This is a genomic window from Myroides marinus, assembly GCF_900109075.1.
In the GTDB taxonomy this organism is placed as follows: domain Bacteria; phylum Bacteroidota; class Bacteroidia; order Flavobacteriales; family Flavobacteriaceae; genus Flavobacterium; species Flavobacterium marinum_A.
In genome coordinates this window covers 1-21930 of sequence record NZ_FNYS01000025.1, presented here as the reverse complement: position 1 = coordinate 21930, position 21930 = coordinate 1, and the positions used below count along the sequence as shown (strand labels likewise).

Annotated in this window: 17 protein-coding genes; 12 read left to right on the top strand and 5 right to left on the bottom strand. The window is 31.9% G+C overall.

Annotated elements, in window-relative coordinates:
* Position 1 precedes the first annotated feature (1 nt).
* A complete protein-coding gene (locus tag BMX53_RS16685; RefSeq protein WP_074747790.1) occupies positions 2-3046 on the bottom strand; it encodes a SusC/RagA family TonB-linked outer membrane protein in 3045 nt (1014 codons plus the stop codon).
* Between the two features lie 1549 nt (positions 3047-4595).
* On the opposite strand from BMX53_RS16685, the gene BMX53_RS16680 reads away from it, so the two are divergent.
* The 7 genes from BMX53_RS16680 (at position 4596) to BMX53_RS16650 (ending at position 11149) form a co-directional block, all read left to right on the top strand.
* Positions 4596-5006: a helix-turn-helix domain-containing protein gene (locus tag BMX53_RS16680; protein WP_074747787.1), complete on the top strand. Its 411-nt coding sequence runs from the start codon at positions 4596-4598 to the stop codon at positions 5004-5006.
* A gap of 112 nt (positions 5007-5118) precedes the next feature.
* On the top strand, positions 5119-5544 hold the full coding sequence (locus tag BMX53_RS16675; protein WP_074747784.1) for a plasmid mobilization protein: 426 nt from the start codon (positions 5119-5121) through the stop codon (positions 5542-5544).
* Complete coding sequence (locus BMX53_RS16670) at positions 5534-6826, top strand: relaxase/mobilization nuclease domain-containing protein (RefSeq protein ID WP_074747781.1); 1293 nt, start codon at positions 5534-5536, stop codon at positions 6824-6826. The genes BMX53_RS16675 and BMX53_RS16670 overlap by 11 nt, the downstream gene beginning before the upstream one ends.
* Positions 6827-6997: 171 nt before the next feature.
* The gene (locus BMX53_RS19335; RefSeq protein ID WP_244154531.1) at positions 6998-7156 is read left to right on the top strand and encodes a hypothetical protein; all 159 of its coding nucleotides are present in this window, start codon (positions 6998-7000) and stop codon (positions 7154-7156) included.
* A 285-nt stretch (positions 7157-7441) separates the two neighbouring features.
* A complete protein-coding gene (locus BMX53_RS16660; RefSeq protein WP_038987622.1) occupies positions 7442-7735 on the top strand; it encodes a helix-turn-helix domain-containing protein in 294 nt (97 codons plus the stop codon).
* Positions 7736-7829: 94 nt separating this feature from the next.
* Positions 7830-9122 (top strand): DUF3945 domain-containing protein, encoded by a 1293-nt coding sequence (locus tag BMX53_RS16655; protein WP_074747778.1) that lies wholly within the window; start codon positions 7830-7832, stop codon positions 9120-9122.
* Between the two features lie 8 nt (positions 9123-9130).
* Positions 9131-11149, top strand: coding sequence for a DNA topoisomerase (locus BMX53_RS16650; RefSeq protein WP_074747775.1), 2019 nt, complete (start codon positions 9131-9133; stop codon positions 11147-11149).
* A gap of 79 nt (positions 11150-11228) precedes the next feature.
* On the opposite strand, the gene BMX53_RS16645 is transcribed toward BMX53_RS16650, so the two are convergent.
* The 4 genes from BMX53_RS16645 to mobC all read right to left on the bottom strand — a co-directional run bounded on the left by BMX53_RS16645 (position 11229) and on the right by mobC (position 16420).
* Positions 11229-12209: a dimethylarginine dimethylaminohydrolase family protein gene (locus BMX53_RS16645; RefSeq protein ID WP_074747772.1), complete on the bottom strand. Its 981-nt coding sequence runs from the start codon at positions 12207-12209 to the stop codon at positions 11229-11231.
* A gap of 10 nt (positions 12210-12219) precedes the next feature.
* A complete protein-coding gene (locus tag BMX53_RS16640) occupies positions 12220-13437 on the bottom strand; it encodes an MFS transporter (protein WP_074747769.1) in 1218 nt (405 codons plus the stop codon).
* An 89-nt stretch (positions 13438-13526) separates the two neighbouring features.
* Entirely contained in the window at positions 13527-14366 is an 840-nt protein-coding gene (locus BMX53_RS16635; protein ID WP_074747766.1) for a helix-turn-helix transcriptional regulator, read from the bottom strand.
* A 53-nt stretch (positions 14367-14419) separates the two neighbouring features.
* Positions 14420-16420 carry a conjugal transfer protein MobC gene (mobC, locus tag BMX53_RS16630; protein WP_074747763.1) on the bottom strand — a complete coding sequence of 667 codons (2001 nt, stop codon included), beginning with the start codon at positions 16418-16420 and terminating at the stop codon, positions 14420-14422.
* A 175-nt stretch (positions 16421-16595) separates the two neighbouring features.
* Between mobC and BMX53_RS16625 the strand changes: the two genes are divergently transcribed.
* From BMX53_RS16625 to BMX53_RS19035, 5 genes are all read left to right on the top strand, one after another.
* Entirely contained in the window at positions 16596-17702 is a 1107-nt protein-coding gene (locus BMX53_RS16625) for an Ig-like domain-containing protein (RefSeq protein WP_074747760.1), read from the top strand.
* 363 nt (positions 17703-18065) lie between these two features.
* Positions 18066-19364: a nucleotide sugar dehydrogenase gene (locus tag BMX53_RS16620; protein ID WP_074747854.1), complete on the top strand. Its 1299-nt coding sequence runs from the start codon at positions 18066-18068 to the stop codon at positions 19362-19364.
* 28 nt (positions 19365-19392) lie between these two features.
* Positions 19393-20796 (top strand): UDP-glucose 6-dehydrogenase, encoded by a 1404-nt coding sequence (locus BMX53_RS16615; protein WP_074747757.1) that lies wholly within the window; start codon positions 19393-19395, stop codon positions 20794-20796.
* A 6-nt stretch (positions 20797-20802) separates the two neighbouring features.
* Complete coding sequence (locus BMX53_RS16610) at positions 20803-21816, top strand: GDP-mannose 4,6-dehydratase (RefSeq protein WP_074747754.1); 1014 nt, start codon at positions 20803-20805, stop codon at positions 21814-21816.
* 4 nt (positions 21817-21820) lie between these two features.
* On the top strand, positions 21821-21930 hold a 110-nt coding region (locus BMX53_RS19035; RefSeq protein WP_143061442.1), incomplete at its 3' end, for an NAD-dependent epimerase/dehydratase family protein.

Here is a 21930-nt window from a genome sequence, read left to right as displayed (position 1 = left end):
TTTAAAAAGTTAATTGAACACCAAAAGCGTATGTTTTAAGTGGAGGTAAATAACGTGTTAGAGCATATTCAGGGTCTAAACCGTAGTAGTTTGTGATAGTCCAGAGGTTCTGTCCTTGAAAATAAAAACGAACAGAGTCTAGTTTACTCTGAGGAAGTTTAAGTATATAGGAAATAGATACATTTTTTAATCTTATGTAAGAGGCATCTCCAATAGTCATATTACTACTTTTAAAAAGATTTATATTATTGAGCATAACAGAATTGTATCCACTAGAGAAATATCCATATTGGCTATTTGGGTTTGTAGGTGACCAACTATTTAATATCTCTATTGGCTGATTATAAATTGAACCTGGAACAGTAATATCATAATTGAAATTATAATTGGTTTGTTTAACAAATTGAAATAGAAAATCAAGACTAAAATTCTTATAAGAAAGTGTGTTTTGAATTCCTCCGTGATACTGAGTTTTAATCTCCTGTATGTTATGTTTATCAAATCCTGACGTTATTTTACCATCATTATTGTAATCTGTAAAAGTGTATTGACCTGTTAATGGATCTATGCCTTCAAAGTTGTATAGTTTTCTTACAGAGGTACTCTTTCCTACAATAAACTGATCAGCATAGGTAGAAGCTTCTAGATTAGGGAAGGAAAGTAGTGTGTTTTTTGGAAAGGAAATATTAAAACTAGTTGTCCAGCTAAAGTCTTTAGTTTTAATATTCTCTGAATTAAAACTAAACTCCCACCCTTTATTTTCAACTGTTGCAGGTAAATTATCTTGTATAGAGGCAAAACCAGTTGTGGCTGGAAGCGGTATTCCTACAAGTTGATTAGAAGACCTATTTCGATAGTAAGCAAGTTCAAACTGTAATCTGTCATTAAATAAGGCAACTTCAAGAGCCGCTTCTAACTTTTTAGTTTTTTCCCAACTAAAATCAGGATTGTAAAGTCTTGAGGGAACAAGGCCTGTTATATCATTATAGTTATTGGGGTTAAGGGTGTATGTATCTAAATACTGGTAGTCTCCAATATTATCATTACCCGAAGTTCCATAACTAGCTCTAAGTTTTCCAAAACTAAGCCATGAGGAGTTTTTTAAAAAGTGTTCTTTTGAAAATACCCAAGCAGCACCAATTGCGGCGAAGTTTCCAAATTTATGACTATCTCCAAAACGAGAAGAACCGTCACGTCTAGCAGTAAGGTTTAGTATATATTTACTATCATAATTCATATTTAACCTTCCAAAGACTGCAACGTATTTATACTGTAGATTAGCAGATTGCATTATTGTTTTAGTCTTTGCTGCGGAAATATTAGATATAAAATCATTTGTTTGAAAGTTAGAGCCTACTATGTATAAAGCTCCTGTATTACTTTCTTGGTAAGTTAACCCAACAAGAGAGTTTACAGAGAGTTTTTCCAGGTTAAAAACATAGTTTAGCTGTGGCTCTAAAATATAGGATTTATTATCTCTAATAGTGTTCTCTGCTTTGGATTGTTCTGAGGTATAGCCTTTAGCAGGATTATGAATAGTATGAGGCGTTAGTTTTTTTTCTTCTGTGTTAGATCTATTATATCCTGTATTTAATTTTAAATACATGTTTTTTAAAAGTTCATAACTAAGATCAAGGTTTAATACAAGATTGTTATTATCATTGTGATAGGTCTCTTGCATAGAAGAAATAGGATTTGTATCCCCTACAAAACCCCAATTTAAACTTCCATCAGCATTATAAAGACTTGGTGCGTTAGGAGATAGAGTAAGAGCTTGAGGCGTTAAATCAGTTGCAATTAGATTGTTTTTTTGTAAAGAGTAGTTAGTTGATGAGTTTAACTGAAATCTTCCATCTTTACTGTTGTGATTAACATTAATTAAAAACGTATTTCTCTTGTAGCCTTTATCTGTTGGGAATACCGTTGTTTGGTTGTTGTAATTGGTCGAGGCGTTAAAATGAGTAGTTTCACTTCCTGCGCTTACTCCAAATTGTATGCTTTGATTTTTGGCAGTTCCACCTATTAGTTCCTTTTGCCAATCAGTGTATCTGTTTCTATCCCAAGTTCCATTTATATCTAATGCATCAGAAGGAAAGGTTGTGATCCCATCATTTATAAAAGCTTGGTCTCGCATTTTATTAAACTGCTGGGTATTTAATAATTTCATTTTGCTGGCTACCTTGCTAAAGGAAGTTGAAGTGGAAAGAGAGAAAGAGAGTTTATCTGATTTGTTTTTCTTTGTTGTTATAAGCACTACACCATTAGCTCCGCGAGAGCCGTAGATAGCCGTTGCATCAGCGTCTTTTAAAATTTCAATGCTTTCTATATCTGAGGGATTAATAGAATTTAAAATATTAGTTTCATTATAAGGTAGTATAGTTCGTGCAAGAGAAGAATTCGCCAGATTACTAGTTGGAATTACCACTCCATCAATTACATATAAAGGGGAATTTGCATTTATACTGCTAATTCTATGGCCTCTAAGACTATTTCTACCTCGTATTTGTATATCAAACCCTCCACCAGGTACACCTGTGTTTTGAGTAATGTTCACTCCAGCCATTCTTCCCTGAATAGCTTGAAGTGGATTAATAACAGGTTGTAATTCTAAGTCTTTGGCAGTCACGCGTGCTATACTTCCTGTTTTTTCTCTATCTTTAACCGAGTAGTATCCTGCATTTATAACCACTTCATCTAACACATCTTGATCTTGTAAAAGAGTAATGTTATAAACAGACTCACTAGTTATTGTGATTTCTTTAGGTTTGTATCCGATATAAGAGATAAGTAGTGTATCTCCTTTAGAGACCTGTAGAGCGTATTTTCCGCTAAGATCTGTACTTGTGGCTATATCTGTTCCTTTTATCTGTATAACTGCTCCTATAAGCACTGTAGAGTTGTCTTTAACTACTCCGTGAATAGTCTTTTTTTGATCGTCTAAGACAGATTGATTGTCTTTTGATTCAGCATAGGTAGGTGAGAGAGTAAGGCTACTTAAAAGCAATACAATCCCACAACCAGTATTGGTTAAAAATTGTTTTTTCATAATAGTTATAGTTAAGTCGATACAAAGGACTTTTAGATCATCAAGATCTTTAATAGCTATAGCACTTAGAACAAGGCTCAATGTATCTAATAGGTTAATTCATTATATTGGGGTTAAAAAACTATCTCCAAGCTCTAAAGCATGTCTCCCAAAATGCACCAAAGAGCAAGGAGATAGCCATGGACTATAAAATGCGGGTATAAAACTCCCTTTAATCCGCATATGTGTTGTTTGTGTTTTTGCCTACAGACTTAACTATTTTTTCAAAACCTTCTTAATAGTTAACTTCAAACAAACCCAACTAATTAAATAGTTAAACCTATAGGCGTTTGTGTCATAATGTGATAGTGTTTTTTTATTTGGTTAATAATAGCACAGTGGATAATGTGATTTCATAGCATTTTATCCTTACTAACTAAATGAATTATTGCCTGTTAGGTTTAAATGGATGTGGTAACTAATAGGCAATAAAGGTCCTGTACGCATCCAGAAACTGTTCTAGATCTAGCGTAAAATGTAATTTTACTTGATAAACTATATGTGAATCCCTTAGCGTTAGGGCTAACTTGTTTATGAAATCAAATGTTTAAAAAAAACATAACTCTAAGGGTAGTTACACAAGAATGTAATCATAGGCTAAAAGTGAGTTTAGTTACTACTAATTGTTGTTTGTTGTAATAAATAATTGAAAAAATTTCGAATTGAATCATTCGATAAGTCCATTAAGGAAAAGGTATGGTTAGTATTCAAAATAAAGAATACTAAACAAGTCCACCTTGTTTGTTTTAAACCTTTATAGCCTAATTGGGAGACGGCTATGAATTAAAGATTTATGCAGTATGTTTTAAGCTATAGAGATTTGTTTTCTAAAGCTTTAATTCTCTTGGATAGCCTAGTAGAAAACTACTAGACTATCGCATTTTGTCATCTTTTACTGAAAATAAACAGGTCTTAAGTGGTATAGTGTTTGGAAAACACTAAGAAAGGATTTACTTTTAGAGTGCAAAATCAAAAAAGAAAAACCAATCTAACTTAAAACACTTGTGTTTTGAGTTAAGATGTAGTGCTATAAACAAAAGAGTAAATCCTTTTTCTTATTGCACTATTTGTATGAGAACAACTTAGAGTTAGAACCTTGTACAATTGCTTTTCTTTTAAAGAATCACAACAGTGAATGGTTAAAACAAAAAATCGCTCACATAGATTATATGAACGATGTTTCTCAAGTATCATAGGAGTATAAAATACTAGTAGGTAAACTCCAATGCTTTAGAAAGTGGCATCGCAAAAGCCTCATGAACAGAGTCATGATTTCCACTAAAGACTTAAATGAAGTTCGCCCTACTAGATTCACAAAAATAGTAAAATCTAATAGATAAAGTGGCGAACTCAATAGTCCTCATGTGGAATATTTGCGATTTTCTTTCATGAGAGACATCTGATATGAAGCACATAAAAGTGTTTCATGTTTTCGCTGTCCGTAATAATTTATTCAAATATAAAAAAAGTTTGGATTGAACACAAACTTTTTTTGAAAAAATAGAATGATATGAGAAATTTTATAGTAAGAAATAGACTAAGAGAGCTTGCAAAGGAGAAAGGGGTTACTCCTGATTTGATAGCAATACTATTGAATGTACATTATACAACAGTAAGTCAATGGGTAAATAATCACTATCAACCAAATAATCACAATATTAGCAAGCTTCTTGATTTATTAGAAGTGAATTACAATGATCTGATTATTGTAGAATCTAGAACAAATGATAGAGGGATAGGAAGGGCTATTCAAAAGAGACTTTATGAATTAAAAAAAGTAGAGAAAAAGCCACTATATACAACGACTATTAGTAAAATAACCAATAAACCAGTTAAGAAATATAATCCTAAAATCGTAAAAGAACTTAAAGAACTTGAAAAAAAATATCAACAAGAAGGGAATGATGAAATAGATGGTTAAAGAATTGAGTTGGCTTTATAGTAACAATTTAAGCCAAAAACAGCCCACAACTACCATTATCACTTAACAGTTACTTTTATTACTAGTTTGTCCATATCTAATATTTATAGTTATGGAAAACAGTACTAATAAAACAGGAAAAAACAAAAAAGAGACCGTTTGGCATAGACATAGCTTTGCTTTAACTGATCAGCAACAACAAGAGTTTGATAGATTACTATTGAAATACAATATTAATAATAAGACTAGATTTATTGTTTCTCGTATTTTTAGTGAATCTACTAAGGTAGTTGTAATAGACCAAGTTTCTTTTGAGTACCATGCTAGTCTTAGCAACCTTATAAACTATTTTAAAGCCTTAGGCGTAAGTTATAATGTTCTAGTAAATAGAACAGACTTACCTGTAGATTCTCAAGAGATATTAAAAGATATCTCTAAGACTACTATAGAGCTATCAAAAGTGTGTCAAGAGATTATAAAACTCACAATAGCCTTTGAGAGTAAGATCTTGCAAACAGCTAGGAATTATGATAGTTAGAATTGGAAAGGGAATTGATATTTTAAAACCTTTAGTATATAATCAAACTAAGGTAGATAATAAGTCTGCTTGTATACTAGGGGTAAATAAAATAGCACTTCCATTATATAACCTAGAAAATGCAAGTAAGTATTTTTACAGTTACTTTGAGCCTTATTTACTTAATAATTTCAGAACTGCTACCCCTGTTAGGCACATATCAATTAATCCTAATCCTGTGGATAAACTAGATGATCTTACCCTTTTAAAGATTGCTAGAGCTTATATGAAAAAAGTAGGTTATAAACACCAACCTTATATCATCTATAAGCACTTTGATCTTAAAAGAATACATCTTCATATTGTTTCCGTGTCTATAAATAATCATGGATATCAAATAAACCCTTACTTTGATTTTGTAATTGCTAAAAATGTCTGTAAAGAGCTTGTCAAAGAATTTAATCTAACAGATTATACTAAAAAATATAAAGTAGAGAATAACCTAGATCTTAAGGTTGTGGATTATAGAGAATCAAATCTAACCCAGCAAATAGATAGCGTTGTAAGTAGTTTACCTAAGTATTATAAGTTTGTAGATTTTGATGGTTATAATGCTATTTTACAACTATTTAAAGTAAAAGCTTTAGATGGAAAGATGTTATCTGTTAATAAGTCTGAGCCTGTTATGTATTGCGCTTTAGATCATAACAATAAAACAGCTAGTAATATAGTCAGTTCTAGCAAACTATCCTTAAAAGTAGATACGGGCTTTTTAAATAAGCATTTTAAAGAATCTATACTTAGTGTTGACTTAGGTGTAGATAATAAGGTAAGTGATCAAGTAAAGTCTTATTTATCACAAAGTAAAAACTTTAAGCATTTTAAAAAGCTATTAAAAAATCAAGGGATTAATCTAGTGACTAATAGTGATGATAAAAATAGATTCTATTTTGTTAGTCACAAGCACAGGCGAGTTTTCTGTTTTTCAGATATAAATACTCAGTTGTCTCTAAGGCTAGAGAATGATCCTTTTTTTAATACTATGTTAGAAAACACTAAAAAGAAAAAAGACCCTTTACAAGAACTAGTACAGCAAAGGTATGATAAGCTTAATAAAGAGTTTGATAGCTTAAGAGTTCATCCTAGTTTTGATTTTGTGGATAATTATTACAACTCTTATAATAAAGCAGAGTTTGTCTGTTTTTTTAATTTTCTATTTAATACTCCAACTGAAGATTTAGACCAAAAGCAATTTGAGAATTTAAAAAAGAAAAAGCGCAAGAAGAAAAGGCAGATTTTTTAAGAAAATAAAAATTGATTATATGGGTATAGAGTTGAGGTAAATGTTAAAAAATACATGTTTAATTTTAAAATTTTTCAAGGTATGATAAGTATGTTTTTAGGGCTGTATCTTTTTATTTATTTTTCAGTAAAATGTAGTTTTGATTCTTTGATAAAGAGTAGCTCAAAAAAGGTGAGTACTCTCTTAGATACTGATATTATAGGGAAGAGCTTGACTAAAATAAATTATAAAAAGCTAAATAAAGCTAAGAAGTCTTCAGATAGCCTAGTTGATTTACTAGATGAAAAACAAGATGATTCTTTTAAAGAAATAGCCAAGAGGTTAGGGTGAATTATTTATTTTTTAGGTTAATATGTTAAAAAACGATGCCAATTGGCTTTGTAAGTCAGAAAAAAATCGTATGGAAAAAGTCTTGTATTTTATAAGGCTTTTTTTGTTTGTGTACCCTCTAAGGCTAGATTATATCTAGGATTAAGGTGTTGTTGTCTTTATTTATTTGATCTTTTTTGCAAGCTTTTTGGTTTTTTTAATGCCAATGGGATTTATAGCCTTTTTAAGCTTTAGAATTTTGTATGGTTAGCTAACAGGAACATTAACCATTAAAAATTTAAAACTATGAATGTTACTCGTTTAGAATTTATCTCCTGGATGGAAAGACTCTCAACAAGACTAGATAGTCTTAGTGAGAATATAACTAAGATTCAACTCCAAACTCTAAATATTGACGGAGAGGAACTTTTAGATAATCAAGATGTCTTACAGATTTTAAAGGTAAGTTATCGCTCTCTTCAAAGATATAGATCTGAGAAGAAGCTTCCTTATTACAAGTTAAAAGGTAAGATCTATTATAAACTCTCTGATGTACAGCAGCTCTTAAGAGATTGTTTCTCCTTGCCAGTAAGAGAATGACTCTTAAGGACAAATAGATACCTTTTAATGCCAAAAGTAAATACAAGTGAGTATAGAAAATACCTTTAAGTATTAACCAATTAACCTTTTAATTATGGAAGCTAGAAAAAACAATGAGTCTAAACATGATATTTTACTTGTTAGCGATTCAAAAGACAACAAAATTAAAGCCGTTCAAGGTTTAAGTGAAAATGGTGACTTAAAAAGTGCACCAGTAAGAAAAAATAACCTAAATAGTTTTTTAAGACTAGATAAAAGCGGAGATTTCTTTTCTAATTTTTTTACCAATTTCTTTTCCCAGTTAAACGAGCCCACAAGGTTTAGTTTTTTTAAAGTTCCTGAGGATTTAGCTATTGGTCTTTCTAAGCAGATGCAAAGCGAACTTGATCAAAAAAACACTTTAGACCACCAGCTTTACCTCACTCATCGGGTAGACCCAGAGAAAATGATTCAAAGTGTTGATAATAAAAATAGTGAGTCAATTGCACCAAGTAAGGAGTATAATCCTTATAAGTTTAATATCAATGATATAAACTGGACCTCACTTAATCAGTTAGGACTCTCAAGAGAAAAACTAGAGGAGATGGATCTTTTAGAGCCTTTGTTAAAGGGATATAAAACCAAAGACCTTGTTCAGGTTAATTTAGATCTTGGCTCGGCTGAGTTTTCTTTAGATGCGCGCCTAGGGCTTAAAAAAGCCCCTAATGGGGAGGTAGTAATGACTCTAGAAGGGGTTAAAAAGTATCCAAATCTAAATGTTCCTTTTCAAGGACATGAATTCTCTAGAGAGGATAAACACAATCTTTTAAAGACAGGTAATATGGGTAGGGTAGTGGATATGTTAGATCCGGAGACTAACTCTTATATACCATCGGTTGTAAGTGTGGATAAACTAACTAATAATATAGTGGTTACCAGTGTTGAGAAAATGCAGATTCCCCAGCATATAAAGGGAGTCGACCTTTCTAATGATCAGCTAGAAGGGTTAAAACAAGGAAAACCTGTTTTAGTTCAAGCAATGAGCTCTGCTAAAGGAAATCCTTTTGATGCCGAGATTCAGTACAATGCTGCTAAAGGTCATATTGAGTTTTTGTTTGATAATGTAAATAAAAATAAAAAACTCTCAAAAAACGAAGATTTAAAAACTTTTAGAGGAAAGACTCTTGATGATAATCAGTATAAAGAGCTCTTAGAGGGTAAAACTGTAGCAATCGATGGACTTATTGATAAAAGGGGAAAACCTTATAAAGGTTATATTAATTATGATGCGGTAAACCAAAGAACTAATTTTTCCTTTACAGATCCAAGTAACCCAAAGGCTCATATGAGTCAAACACAAAATAAAGAACAGGCTCAAAATAAAAAAGCAGGTTTAAGACCAACATAAATTTTAGTATGCAACTTATTATAACAGAAACAGCAAGCGTGGCTAGAATTCTAGCCACGTTTTTTAATGCAAATAATAAGCATTTTGGTTATTATAGCTCACAGACTCATTTTGTTGTATGGATAGATGATTGTAAGATTGATATAAAGCCTTTAGATTTTAAAAAAGTGAGTAAAGAAAATAGTTTTCAGTATAAACTAAGGCCTTTGAGATTAGTGAATAAATCAGCTTTTTGCCCAGTGACGTTAAAAAAACTCGCCTTAATTAAAGAGCTAGTTTTACTAAGTAAGAGTATTGTTTTTGCTAGCGAGCCTAGTGGTATATTACAAACTCGTTTTGAGTATTTAAAACAGTATCTAAACATAACTATACCAAACTCTACAGTGTTACTTACTTCACTAGATAAAGGCTTTTTAAAACGTACTTTCTTGAGTGGTGATACAGATAAACTAACAAATGACTTTATTGTTCAGGCGTATCACAATAGAAATCTTATTTCTAGTATAATTAAAAAGCAGTTTACTAAGGTTTATCAAAAAGTTACTGATAATATTAATACCCAGTTATGCCTTTACAAAACTCCGCTTTTATCATTAATCTGTTTAAGATATTTAAATAGTAAAGCAAGCAGATTAGACAAAACTTATAAAGTAAGAGTTAATATAAACGCAGGGAAAACAACAGTCTTTGGTTATCTTTCCAAAGATTATAAAACAAAGCAGTATGCTCAAAGAGTTGCTAAGGCCATAGAAAAAGAAAAAGAGGTCACTCTACAAGAAATAAAAGTAGAAGCAGTAGAGCAAGAGCCTATACTTTTATATGATTTTTTTAGCCTTAGTATTAAAGCATATAAACTATACGGCTATCAAGTCTCTAAAACTCTAGAAGTTTTACTAAGTCTTTACAGGCAAAGATTTATCACCTATCCCTTTACTTTAAGTCAGTATTTATCTTACAAGTATAAAGACAGAGTGCCTAAACTTTTAAATGCTCTAAGAGATTATCCATTATTTAAAGAAGATCTTTTACATTTAAAACTAGCAAGACTTAATTATAAAAGTGTTTTAAAAAAACAGAACCTAGAAAACCATGGTATACTAACTACCCTTAAAATACCAACAGATCTTAATGTATGTGAAAAAGCAATCTATGAGCTTATAGCCAAAAGAAGCATCGATAGTTTTACTCCTAAAAAAGAAATAAGAAAAGCTAAGTTAAAATTCTTGATTAAAAACTCTTTATCACATCTTCCCATAGAGGTTTATACAGGTGATGTTTTAGATATGGATTATCCAAATGTAGTAGGTTGTTTTAACGTGTTTGAGGGTGAGGAATCCTTTAAAGTAGACTCTACTTTAATAGTTGAAAAAACTAACTCTGAAGTACAGAGTTTTACTTTTACTAGTACCCTTGAATATATTAGAGATGAGTTTTTAGGTTTTTTACAAAACAAAGCAGTAGCTCAAAGTCATATTTGCTTTTTTAGCGATGTGTTTTTAACTCTTAGTTTAACCCTTGAAAAGCTCATTGAAAATGGATATCTGTATACTAGTGAAAATGGATTTGTTTGTCATGAGAAAGCTTTGGATTATTACAAGAAGACAAAAAATGTAGGACTTAATACTTTTAGCTGTTTGTTTGAATTTGAGCTCTTGTTTTACAAGCAAAGTAAAGCAGAGATAAAAAAGCAGGAGTTTTATAATACCGCTAAAGAGAAGTTAGAACAATTAGAGCGCGCTATTAATGATTTAACTAATTCAGTTAAGTCTTTAAAAGGAGTTTGTCCCATATGTTTGGAAAGTAAGTTTGAGCTTGGTTATAACAAGCTGATTTGTTTAAACAAAAAATGTAATTGGACTATACCCAGATTAGTGTCAGGGGTATATTTATCAGAAACCGAACTTGAAGAATTACTTAATCTGAGAAGAATAAATAAAGTGTTTGTTTTTACAACAAGAAACAAAGTAAAGTTTAAAGCAAATTTGTATTTAGATATTAAGGGAGGCTTTATTTTTAATCCAGTATAATAATTTTATACAGAGCAAATAACTTAGGTAATCAAAAGAAACTAAGTTATTTGCTTTTTTTAAATAAGGATTTATTATGCTACTCACGTAATAAAGGTTGAGTACTACAACGAAACGAGCCACCGAAACTTCTGGTAATACTAAAGTCAAGGTATTCAACTTGAACTCCATAGGTTTTAATTTGCTCTCCAATTTCTTTAAAAGCAATATCAGTTACATATAAAGAAGTAGATATAGGTAATCCATTTGTCGCTAAGTTTTTAGCCTGGTCTAATGTTGTGTAAATAGCATTCCAATTTTTTAATATTTCAGGAATTCCATCTAAGAAAGCTTCTTTACATATTACCATTAGGTTTTGTTTGACAAGACTTAAAGCACAATCTAGATGAAGTATATCAGGATGTAAACGTACTTGTTCTACAGTGTATCCCAAGGGAGTAAGGAGTTTAGACAACCATTTAAATCCAAAATCATTAGAAGCTAATCCTGAATTTCCCACTAAGATATGATTATCCAATACTAGTATATCTCCTCCTTCAATAAAAGGTCCCTTTCCTAAAGTAGGATCACTTGGATCTGAGATTTGGGCAGAAGGAGCAGATATATATTTACAGGTAGCAGTTTCTACACAAGGCCATAAAAGATCTCTTAAAGGAGATATTTCATGTCTTCTGTGTAAAAAACGCATAGAACCCTCAATAAGATAATCACCAATTACAAAGAATGGATCTCTGGTGAAAAAATTAGCATATCCATCCTTTGGATTAAATTGTTTTTCTGCCTTTGTTAGATTGCGTGGTTGTAAGACTTCTACACCATGTTTTTGAAGTAGTTTTTTGAAATTTTCTCTTTCCATTTCCCATTTTAGTTGAAGATCAGGATGAGCTTGTTTAAAGTCTTTACCTTTGTTTATTTCTGAATTTTCACATGCATTTTGATCTAAAAAACGCAAATCCTCTTGTCTTGTTTGCATTGGATAACCAAATTCAGATGCAGCTAGAACTACTCTTTTTAATGGAGCAAATTCATTTTGAACAAAAATTCTGTTTTTAAATGTCATAATATTTTTTTTATTTTTTAGTGTATAGACTGTGTAGTATTAAAAGTAGAACAGAACAAAAAAGTCCAGTAAAAACTACTCCTTCCCATTGATAATATCTCCAAGCTATTGAGGCTAGGTATGTTCCTAAGGATCCTCCTATGAAATAACTGAACATATAGACAGTGTTTAATCTATTTGTTGCCTTAATATTTAGGGCAAAAAATGTAGATTGATTACTTATGTGCATAGCTTGTAGACCTAAATCAATTAAAATGACTCCAATAATTAACCCAATATAAGTATATCCTGTAAAAAAAAATATAATCCAGCTTATTATAAGTAGATAAATAGAGTATTGAATAATACAATTTAATGAAAATCTTTTTTGTAATCTACTTACTGAAGAAGCAGCTAGAGCACCAACTGCACCTATAACTCCAAAACCACCAGCAATTGAGGCTCCTGCGTTAAAAGGTGGGTTTTGTAAATGAAAAACAAGAGTTATCCATAAGGCATTAAATCCTGCAAAACCTAATGCCCCACGTAAAGCAGCTAGTCTTAGCACAGGTTGAGTATAGGTAAGGTGTAATAATGATTTCATTAATTGTAAATAACTACCTTTAAAATTAGGTTTTATATTAGGTAGTCTTACCCAAAGTAAAAACATTAAAACAAACATGCTTAATATCGCTATGTAGTAAACTGTTTTCCAACCCCAGATCTCCCCGATAAAACCAGCCATAACGCGTGAGAGTAGTATTCCTAAAAGTAAACCACTCATGACAGTTCCAATGGCAGAACTTCGCTTTTGATCTGTTGCAAGTTCCGCGGTAAGAGGAACAAACATTTGCGGGATTATAGAACTAAATCCTACCATAAAACTAGCTAGATACAATTGGGGTAGGGAAGTAGCTAAGACCATTGCAAAAAGAGAGAGAATAATGGTTAAGAAAATACCAAGAATAAGTCGTTTTCTATGTAACATATCTGCCAAGGGTACAATAAAAAGTAGACCAAGAGCAAAGCCTATTTGCGTAAACATAGCAATGATGCTGATTTTTGCCTCTGAGACAAAAAAGTCTTTTGCCATTAGTCCTAATAGTGGTTGATTGTAATAGTTATTTCCTACAACAATACCTGTTGAGATAGTCATAAGCCAAAGTAGAGAAGGCGTTAGTTTGGGTTGTGATGCGTTATTCTCTATTTGAGTTTGCTCTTTATAATTTACCTCTAAATTAGATTTCATAATCGTTTGTTTTAAAAATGACTATGCAAATTTAGAGTATCACTTAATCTTGAGACTTGTAGCTTTAGCGCATTGACTTGAAAAATCGATCACTCAGATCTAAATTCTGAGGGACTTAGATTGGTATGTTTTTTAAAAAAATTAGTAAAATAAGGTGCGTCTATAAATCCAAGTTGAAAGGCTATTTCTTTGATTGATAAATCAGTAGATTTAAGAAGTCTTTTGGCTTGAAGAACTCTACGCTGATAAATAAGTTGCATAGGAGAAATTGAAAGATGTTTCCTGGTTAACTTTGATAATTGACTACTTGAAATATTTAGTCTTTGTGCATAAAACTCTATGCTTTTTTCTTCACAGTAGAATTGCTCTATTAACTCTTGAAATTCAAATAACCTTACACTATATGAGCTTTGCGTTTTATTACTTGTTGTTTTATCGATCTCTTTACTAAGTAAAGAAGCAATAACAGCAATTCGTGACTCAATAAGATCAATTAAAGTGTTATTGTCTAATAGTTCTTGCTTAATAGATTTAAATTCATAGACTAATTGATTGAAAACTAAATTCGATAGATTAATTATAGGGTTTTGATAATAATAAGCAAAAGCATGTCTGAAATGTAAAGAAAGTTTCTCAAAATATACCTTGTCAATCATGAGTTGATATGCCTGTGTGGAATCTTTAATTGTCCAACTATGAACCTGATTGGGAAATAAAATATGTATTTGCTTATCACTTATTTTGTAAGTATTAAAGTCTATTGTATGCTCTCCATTTGCTTTATCAAATAAGATCAGTAGGAAAAAGAAATGTTGATGAGGCTTGTCTATATAATGAGGACCTTGAAGTTCAGAATATAAAAAATCAACTTTGTTTAATGCTTCTTGCCCTGAGAAGTGATCAATATCAATAATTGGAAAATCATGCATAAGATCTTTTTTGTGCTAAAATACATTTTTATAAGATTTAATAACAAAACAGGTTAGTCTTTATTTAATAAATGCACTAGGTCTGAATCATTCTCAATGCGCTTGATCTCATTTTTAATAAGTAGGTCAATATCTTTTTTTATTTGGTTGTAGTTATCTGTTATAGCTCGGTCTAAGTGATCATTTCCTTTGTAATCGGTAAAAGAGGTAAGGATTGGAATTTTCTTGTAGTTTAACTCTTGTAGTTTTACTTTTTCAGAATCTACAAGTATTTGGGCGTGAAAGAATTTTTGCTCAATTTTTTGAGTAAAATCATCAGATACCGCCCCCACAAACATCCCTTGGCTTAAAGATGATATCTTAGAGGCAGGAATAAGCATATCAAGCTGAGTGGATATAGAGGTTGATCTATCTTGGCGGTTTATAGATATACTTTGACGTTTTTGAAGGATTTTTCCAAAACGCTCAGAAAGACTCTTAGCGGTATCTCCCACTACTTGACCTGAGAAGATGTTACCCACTGTGTTTTGAATAACCTTACTCTCTTTATCTCCATAGTCTCTAACTAGTTGAGAGAAGTCCTGAAAGCCTAAACAAACGGCTACTTTATTACTTCTTGCCGTTGCAATTAAATTATCAAGACCTCTGAAATAAATAGTGGGTAACTCATCTATTATAACACTACTTTTTAGCTGATCTTTTTTGTTTATCAGCTTTACTATACGAGAATTGTAAAGACCAAGAGCGGCTGAGTAAATACTTTGACGATCTGGATTATTACCCACACAAAGAATCTTTGGCTCCTTTGGGTTATTAATATCAAGAGAGAAATCATCACCACTCATAACCCAGTAGAGTGAAGGTGATATCATACGAGATAATGGGATTTTAGCCGATGCTATCTGTCCTTGAAGCTGGTCTTGAGCTCCTCCTTCCCAAGCATCCATAAAAGGAGAGAGGTAGTTCTCTAAAGAATCATAAGAGGTTAAAATTGTAAATACATCTTTATATCTTTTGTTTAAAAGCTCAATAGCATGAGGAAAGGTACAGTATTTACCATCTTTGTAAATCTTTAAAAACCAAATAATAGCCGCTAAGAGAATAATAGGTGATTCAACAAAGAAATCTCCTTGTTTTTGTATCCAAGAGCGGTTAAGATTAAGCATAATAGTATAGGCAGACTCATAGGCGTCTGATATATCTGTTATAAACTTTGGGTTTATAGGATTACAGCGGTGACTCTTTTTAGGATCATCAAAGTTTATTACATAAAACTTAGGAGTAACCTCATACTTGTCTTTGTGTAAAAGCAAGTGGTTATAGGCAATAGTTGAGAGATCATCATACTTAAAATCATATAAATAAAGGGCAAAGCCTTTTTCTATTTGCTGCTTGATAAAGTTATTTATAACCGCGTAACTCTTACCAGAGCCAGGTGTGCCTAAAACAATTGTAGCTCTAAAGGGATTAACTACATTTATCCAGCCATTATGCCACTTTTTTCGGTAGTAAAACTTACTTGGCAAATTAACCGAATACTGATTTTGCAAAAGACGCGTTTCTTGATAAAAACTTTCATTCTCTAAATTAAAAACATCTTCTAAAAGCTCTTGATTTATAAGCCTACTTAAATACGCTCCCGATACAAGAAGTAGGATATATCCTATAGCTAAGCTTGTGATATATAGTATGTTTATTATAATTAAGTTTGACTTTAAAAAAATGAAGTTTAAAAAGAAAAGACCTATTCCTAGAAAAAATAACACAGCTATTTTCTTTAATGTAATTTTTTGACTTTTAACGCCTTTGTTTCCCCAAAGACTTAAACCTAAAAGCAAGATAGAAAAAAGCTTGGTGTAGATAGGACTAGCAAATAAATTTGCCTTAGCGTTAAAACCTAAAAGGATTTTATTAACCACCGGATGGGTTAATTCTAAGTGTATAAATAAAGAGTAACAAAACCAATATATGTGCATTAGTAATATAAGAATACTAACGGCTCTTAAAAAAGATAAAATCTTGGATAAAGCTCTTAAATCATCTTCGTTTTGCATAGTATTGTAGTTTTAAAAAGTTAGACTTTTAAAACTAATAGCTATTTTTTTTGTTTTATCTTATTGGTTATTAGAGGCTTTGTTTGTCCTTAAGAGGCTGTTTTTATTTATTATAATATATTATGTTAAAGTGATGTTTTTATATAATTTTGTTGTAAAATTTATAAATTACAACATGAAAGTTAAAATAGCTTTATTAATGATCTGTTCTTTTTTACTGTTTAACTGTTCTTCAGATGATAACAGTAATAAGAACACGAAAGAGGTAAGTATTTCTTTTAAAAACAAACAGAAATTTGTTTCTTTAGGTCAAGATGTGAATCTTGTTGATGAACTAGTACTTGTAAACGTAAGTCCTAAAGATATTGAATGGAGTAGTACAAATCCCAATATCGCACCAGTTAAAGATGGTATTGTAACAGGTGTTAAGGCATCAGAATCTATAATAATTGCAAAAATTAAAAATTTAGATAAAGTAGCTGCTTTAACTGTTAGAGTAGGTATAACAAGTCTTTATTTTTTAAATTCACATGACGGACTTGATTTAGACCAAACAAAGACACGAGATATAAAACCACTTTTAAAACTTGAAAACGTTGATTTAAAAGATGTAACTTGGACAAGTAAAGATACAAACATAGCTACAGTAAAAGATGGAATAGTTACAGCTCTGCGTTCAGGTGAGGTAGAAATTATAGCGCAGGTAAAAAATAATGAAGAGCTTAAATCTGAATTAATAATGCAGATTAAGAGTTTTGGACTTAAAGAAATAAACTTTGTTCAAGGTTTTCCTGAGATGAAGCTTCCTATTGGACAACACTACAAGTATTCATTAACAACAGGAGAAAGTTGGGTGCCTCTTGATAATTTAGTATGGAAGAGCTCTAATGAGAAGATAGCTAAAATAGATCAAAATGGAGTGGTAGAGGGAATCTCTGCAGGGAAAGCTAGAATTACAGTTACAGCTCCTAATGGAGTAAGTGCTTATATTGATCAGGAGATTATATCAAATGTTCCTACTTATCTGAATATTAGAAAACCTTTAGACAAACCAATTGAGTTACCGCAAGGTAAGGGGTACACTTTACAGTTAACTACAATACCTGAATTTTTATCTATCTCATTATTTACTTTTACTTCTTCAGATTCTTCTTTAGCAAGTGTGGATGAACAGGGAAGAGTGGTAGGAGCAGAAGGAAAAAGAGGTAAGGTTACTATTACTGTTGTAAGTAAAGAAAACCCTGCTATTAAAGATAAGGTGGATTTTTTACTAATTGATTAATTAGAAAATAATTTCATAAGCAAAGAAAAAGTATAAAAAGCTCTATCTAGAATTTAGGTAGAGCTTTTTTAATTGTATGATTTGAGAATTAATCTATTTAATGAGAATTCTAATTAGTGTTTGTTTTAAAATAGGATTTTGTATTAAAGGAGTTATCCTAAAGGCTTTGTTTATTTGATTTGTGTAATAAAACCTCTTATAAAGTAGTGCTCGCTCATAAAAACCCCACTTCTACACAAAAAGTGAATATTTTATTGCACCCCAAAATTTTAAAAGTGTACATTTGTAACTTATTGTTAAAAAATAATGACACTTACTGACGATACGGTATCTTTAGGAACTAACAATAATGTGAAAAAAACTATGGAAAAAGAACTTAAGATAGCAGTAATCGGGCAAGGCTATGTCGGATTACCGTTAGCACTTGCATTTGCACAACATTTCCCAGTAGTGGGATTCGATATAAAAGAAAGCAGAGTAGCAGAGCTGCAAAGAGGGATTGACCTTACTAAAGAAGTGGACGAAAGTCAGTTAAACGTCTCTATCTTAACTTATAACAACTCAGGAGGAGTAAAGGGGTACAAACCAAGTACGAGTATCAGTGATATCGCAGATGCGAATGTATATATCATTACGGTACCAACCCCGATTAACCAATTTAATGCTCCTGATCTTACCCCATTAAAATCATCATCTAAATTAGTAGGTACTGTACTGAAGCAGGGAGATGTTGTGATTTATGAATCGACAGTATACCCAGGATGTACAGAAGAGGAGTGTATCCCAGTATTAGAGGAAACTTCTAAACTAGTATTCAACAGAGATTTTTACGCGGGATATTCACCAGAGCGTATCAATCCAGGGGATAAGGTCAATACCTTAGAGACAATTGTAAAAGTTACTTCAGGAAGTACACCCGAAGTAGCAGATTATATAGATGATTTGTACCGCACCATTATCAAAGCGGGAACACATAAAGCACCATCCTTAAAAGTAGCTGAAGCAGCAAAAGTGATAGAGAATGCACAGCGCGATGTCAATATCTCTTTTGTGAATGAATTAGCCTTAATCTTTGACCGATTAGGGATAGATACACAAGATGTATTAGAAGCAGCAGGTACGAAGTTCAACTTTCTTAAATACAAACCAGGATTAGTAGGAGGACACTGTATCTCTGTAGATCCGTATTACTTAGCCCATAAAGCGATTCAAGTAGGGTATTACCCAGATGTGATTTTATCAGGACGTCGTGTGAACGATGAGATTCCTGTATTTATTGCTAGCAAAGTAGTAAAGTTAATGATACAAAAGGGGATTGACGTAAGTCGCTCTAGAGTATTGTTATTGGGGGTTGCATTTAAAGAGAATTGTCCTGATACACGTAATACGAAGGTTGCTAAGATTTATGAAGAGTTGGTGTCTTATGGGATAGAAGTAGATGTATATGATCCTTGGGTGAATGTAGAGGAAGTGAGAGAGGAGTATGGGATAGAATTAATAAAAGAAGATAAATTATTAAATACTCGTTATGAAGGAGTGGTATTAACGACTGCTCATACGGATTTCCGTAAACTTAATATTGAGAATATGGTATCTTCGCCAGCAGTTATCTATGATGCAAAAGCAGCATTAGATAGAAAAATAATAGATAGTAGATTGTAATAATATTTTAAGTATATAAAAGCATAAAATGAAAAGTATTCAAAAAATTTGTTGTGTAGGGGCTGGCTATGTAGGAGGCCCTACTATGGCAGTTATTGCACAAAAGAATCCGCATATTCAGATTACAGTAGTCGATTTAAATGAAGCTCGTATTCAAGCTTGGAACGATGAGGATTTGAGTAAATTACCTATCTATGAACCAGGACTTGATGTAATAGTAGGTGAGGCAAGAGGGCGTAACTTATTTTTTGATACCAATGTAGATAAGGCTATTGATGAAGCAGATATGATTTTTATCTCAGTAAATACTCCAACTAAGACTTATGGAAAAGGGAAGGGTATGGCTGCTGATTTAAAGTATATTGAATTATGTGCTCGTCAAATAGCAAGAGTTGCTAAAACAGATAAAATAGTAGTAGAGAAATCAACATTACCTGTACGTACAGCACAAGCAATCAAGCGTATTTTAGATCAGACAGGTAATGGAGTAGAGTTCCAAATCTTATCTAACCCAGAGTTTTTAGCAGAGGGGACAGCAGTTCAGGATTTAATGAATCCAGATCGAGTGCTAATAGGGGGGTCAGAAACATCTAAAGGAAAAGAGGCTATAGAAGCTTTAGCAGCTATCTATGGAGCTTGGGTGCCACAAGAGCGTATTTTGCGTACTAATGTTTGGTCATCAGAGTTGTCTAAATTAACAGCAAATGCTTTCTTAGCACAACGTGTTTCTTCTATTAATGCTATTTCTGAGCTATGTGAAGTATCAGGAGCAGATGTTAATGAAGTAGCAAGAGCGATAGGAACAGATAGTCGTATTGGTAATAAATTTTTAAAAGCTTCAGTGGGGTTTGGAGGTTCTTGTTTCCAAAAAGATATCTTGAATTTAGTTTATATAGCGAAGTCTTACGGATTAGATGAAGTGGCAGATTATTGGGAGCAGGTGATTATTATGAATGACCATCAAAAGCGTCGTTTTGCGGATAATATTGTAACTACTCTGTTTAATACTGTAAATGGTAAGAAGATTGCATTTTTAGGATGGGCTTTTAAGAAAGATACGAATGACACTCGTGAATCTGCGGCTATTTATGTAGCAAATGATTTAATAGAAGAAGAAGCACAGATTCATGTGTATGATCCTAAGGTTACAGAAATACAAATGTTGTCAGATTTGGATTATCTAGCTACTCGTGATGCAGAATCTAATGCAAAGCATTTAACTGTTCATGCTGATGCTTATAAAGCGTTAGAAGAAGCACATGGTATAGCAGTCTTGACAGAATGGGATGAATTCAAAACGTATGATTGGCAACGAATCTATGACAATATGCAGAAACCAGCTTTCGTATTTGATGGGCGTAATATATTAGATCATCAGATGTTAGAAGAGGTAGGGTTTGAAGTTTATACAATAGGTAAAGGGCAAAACTAAAGAGATATGAAGAGTATATTAGTAACTGGTGGAGCAGGTTTTATAGGGTACTTTACTGTAAAACGTTTAATTCAAGAAGGATATCATGTTGTTTGTATTGATAATGTAAATGATTATTATGATGTCAATCTTAAATTTTATCGTTTAAAAGAGCTTGGTTTTCAGAAGGATGATGTCGAAGTATGGGGAAATAAAACACAATCAGTTTTGCATTCTAATTTGTTCTTTTATAGAATGAATTTGGAAGATCGTAATGCATTACCACTATTATTTGAAGAATATCAATTTGATGGAGTTATTAATTTAGCTGCACAAGCAGGAGTTCGTTATAGTTTAGAGAACCCAATGGCTTATGTGGATAGTAATTTGGTGGGTTTTGTTAACCTATTAGAGTGCTGTAGATATAATAAGGTAAAACACTTAGTATATGCTTCTAGTTCTTCAGTATATGGAGAGAATCCAAAAGTTCCTTTTGGAGAGGAAGACCGAGTAGATTATCCAGTTAGTTTATATGCTGCTACTAAAAAAGCGAATGAATTAATGGCTCACACTTATAGTCATTTATATCAATTACCAACTTCTGGGTTACGCTTTTTTACTGTTTATGGACCTTATGGACGTCCTGATATGGCACCAATATTATTTGCTTCAGCTATTACTGAAGGTAGAGCAATTAAAGTGTTCAATAATGGAGAAATGAGCCGTGATTTTACTTATATAGATGATATAGTGAATGGAATTCTTATTACATTATTGAATGCCCCAAAAGAAGATTTTGAACATCCGTATTATCAACTTTTTAATATTGGGAATGGTTCACCTGTTTCTCTAATGGAGTTTATCGAAACCTTAGAAACAGAACTAGGGCAAGTAGCAGAAAAAAATATGATGCCAATGCAACCTGGGGATGTACCTAGAACTTGGGCAGATACTTCTAATTTAAATAAATTGGGATATAAGAGTACAACTTCTATTAAAGAAGGAGTTGCTAGTTTTGTTAATTGGTTTAAAAGTTATTAAAACAATGAAAAAGATAGTAATTACAGGGGGGGCTGGGTTTATTGGATCCCATGTTGTTAGACAATTTGTAAATAAATATTCAGAGTATCACATTTATAATTTAGATGCATTGAC

What these genes read in the sequence shown, in the direction of transcription:
- BMX53_RS16685 (WP_074747790.1), bottom strand. Translation starts at nt 3,046, where the DNA reads ATGAAAAAACAATTTTTAACCAATACTGGTTGTGGGATTGTATTGCTT.
- BMX53_RS16680 (WP_074747787.1), top strand. Translation starts at nt 4,596, where the DNA reads ATGAGAAATTTTATAGTAAGAAATAGACTAAGAGAGCTTGCAAAGGAG.
- BMX53_RS16675 (WP_074747784.1), top strand. Translation starts at nt 5,119, where the DNA reads ATGGAAAACAGTACTAATAAAACAGGAAAAAACAAAAAAGAGACCGTT.
- BMX53_RS16670 (WP_074747781.1), top strand. Translation starts at nt 5,534, where the DNA reads ATGATAGTTAGAATTGGAAAGGGAATTGATATTTTAAAACCTTTAGTA.
- BMX53_RS16660 (WP_038987622.1), top strand. Translation starts at nt 7,442, where the DNA reads ATGAATGTTACTCGTTTAGAATTTATCTCCTGGATGGAAAGACTCTCA.
- BMX53_RS16655 (WP_074747778.1), top strand. Translation starts at nt 7,830, where the DNA reads ATGGAAGCTAGAAAAAACAATGAGTCTAAACATGATATTTTACTTGTT.
- BMX53_RS16650 (WP_074747775.1), top strand. Translation starts at nt 9,131, where the DNA reads ATGCAACTTATTATAACAGAAACAGCAAGCGTGGCTAGAATTCTAGCC.
- BMX53_RS16645 (WP_074747772.1), bottom strand. Translation starts at nt 12,209, where the DNA reads ATGACATTTAAAAACAGAATTTTTGTTCAAAATGAATTTGCTCCATTA.
- BMX53_RS16640 (WP_074747769.1), bottom strand. Translation starts at nt 13,437, where the DNA reads ATGAAATCTAATTTAGAGGTAAATTATAAAGAGCAAACTCAAATAGAG.
- BMX53_RS16635 (WP_074747766.1), bottom strand. Translation starts at nt 14,366, where the DNA reads ATGCATGATTTTCCAATTATTGATATTGATCACTTCTCAGGGCAAGAA.
- mobC (WP_074747763.1), bottom strand. Translation starts at nt 16,420, where the DNA reads ATGCAAAACGAAGATGATTTAAGAGCTTTATCCAAGATTTTATCTTTT.
- BMX53_RS16625 (WP_074747760.1), top strand. Translation starts at nt 16,596, where the DNA reads ATGAAAGTTAAAATAGCTTTATTAATGATCTGTTCTTTTTTACTGTTT.
- BMX53_RS16620 (WP_074747854.1), top strand. Translation starts at nt 18,066, where the DNA reads ATGGAAAAAGAACTTAAGATAGCAGTAATCGGGCAAGGCTATGTCGGA.
- BMX53_RS16615 (WP_074747757.1), top strand. Translation starts at nt 19,393, where the DNA reads ATGAAAAGTATTCAAAAAATTTGTTGTGTAGGGGCTGGCTATGTAGGA.
- BMX53_RS16610 (WP_074747754.1), top strand. Translation starts at nt 20,803, where the DNA reads ATGAAGAGTATATTAGTAACTGGTGGAGCAGGTTTTATAGGGTACTTT.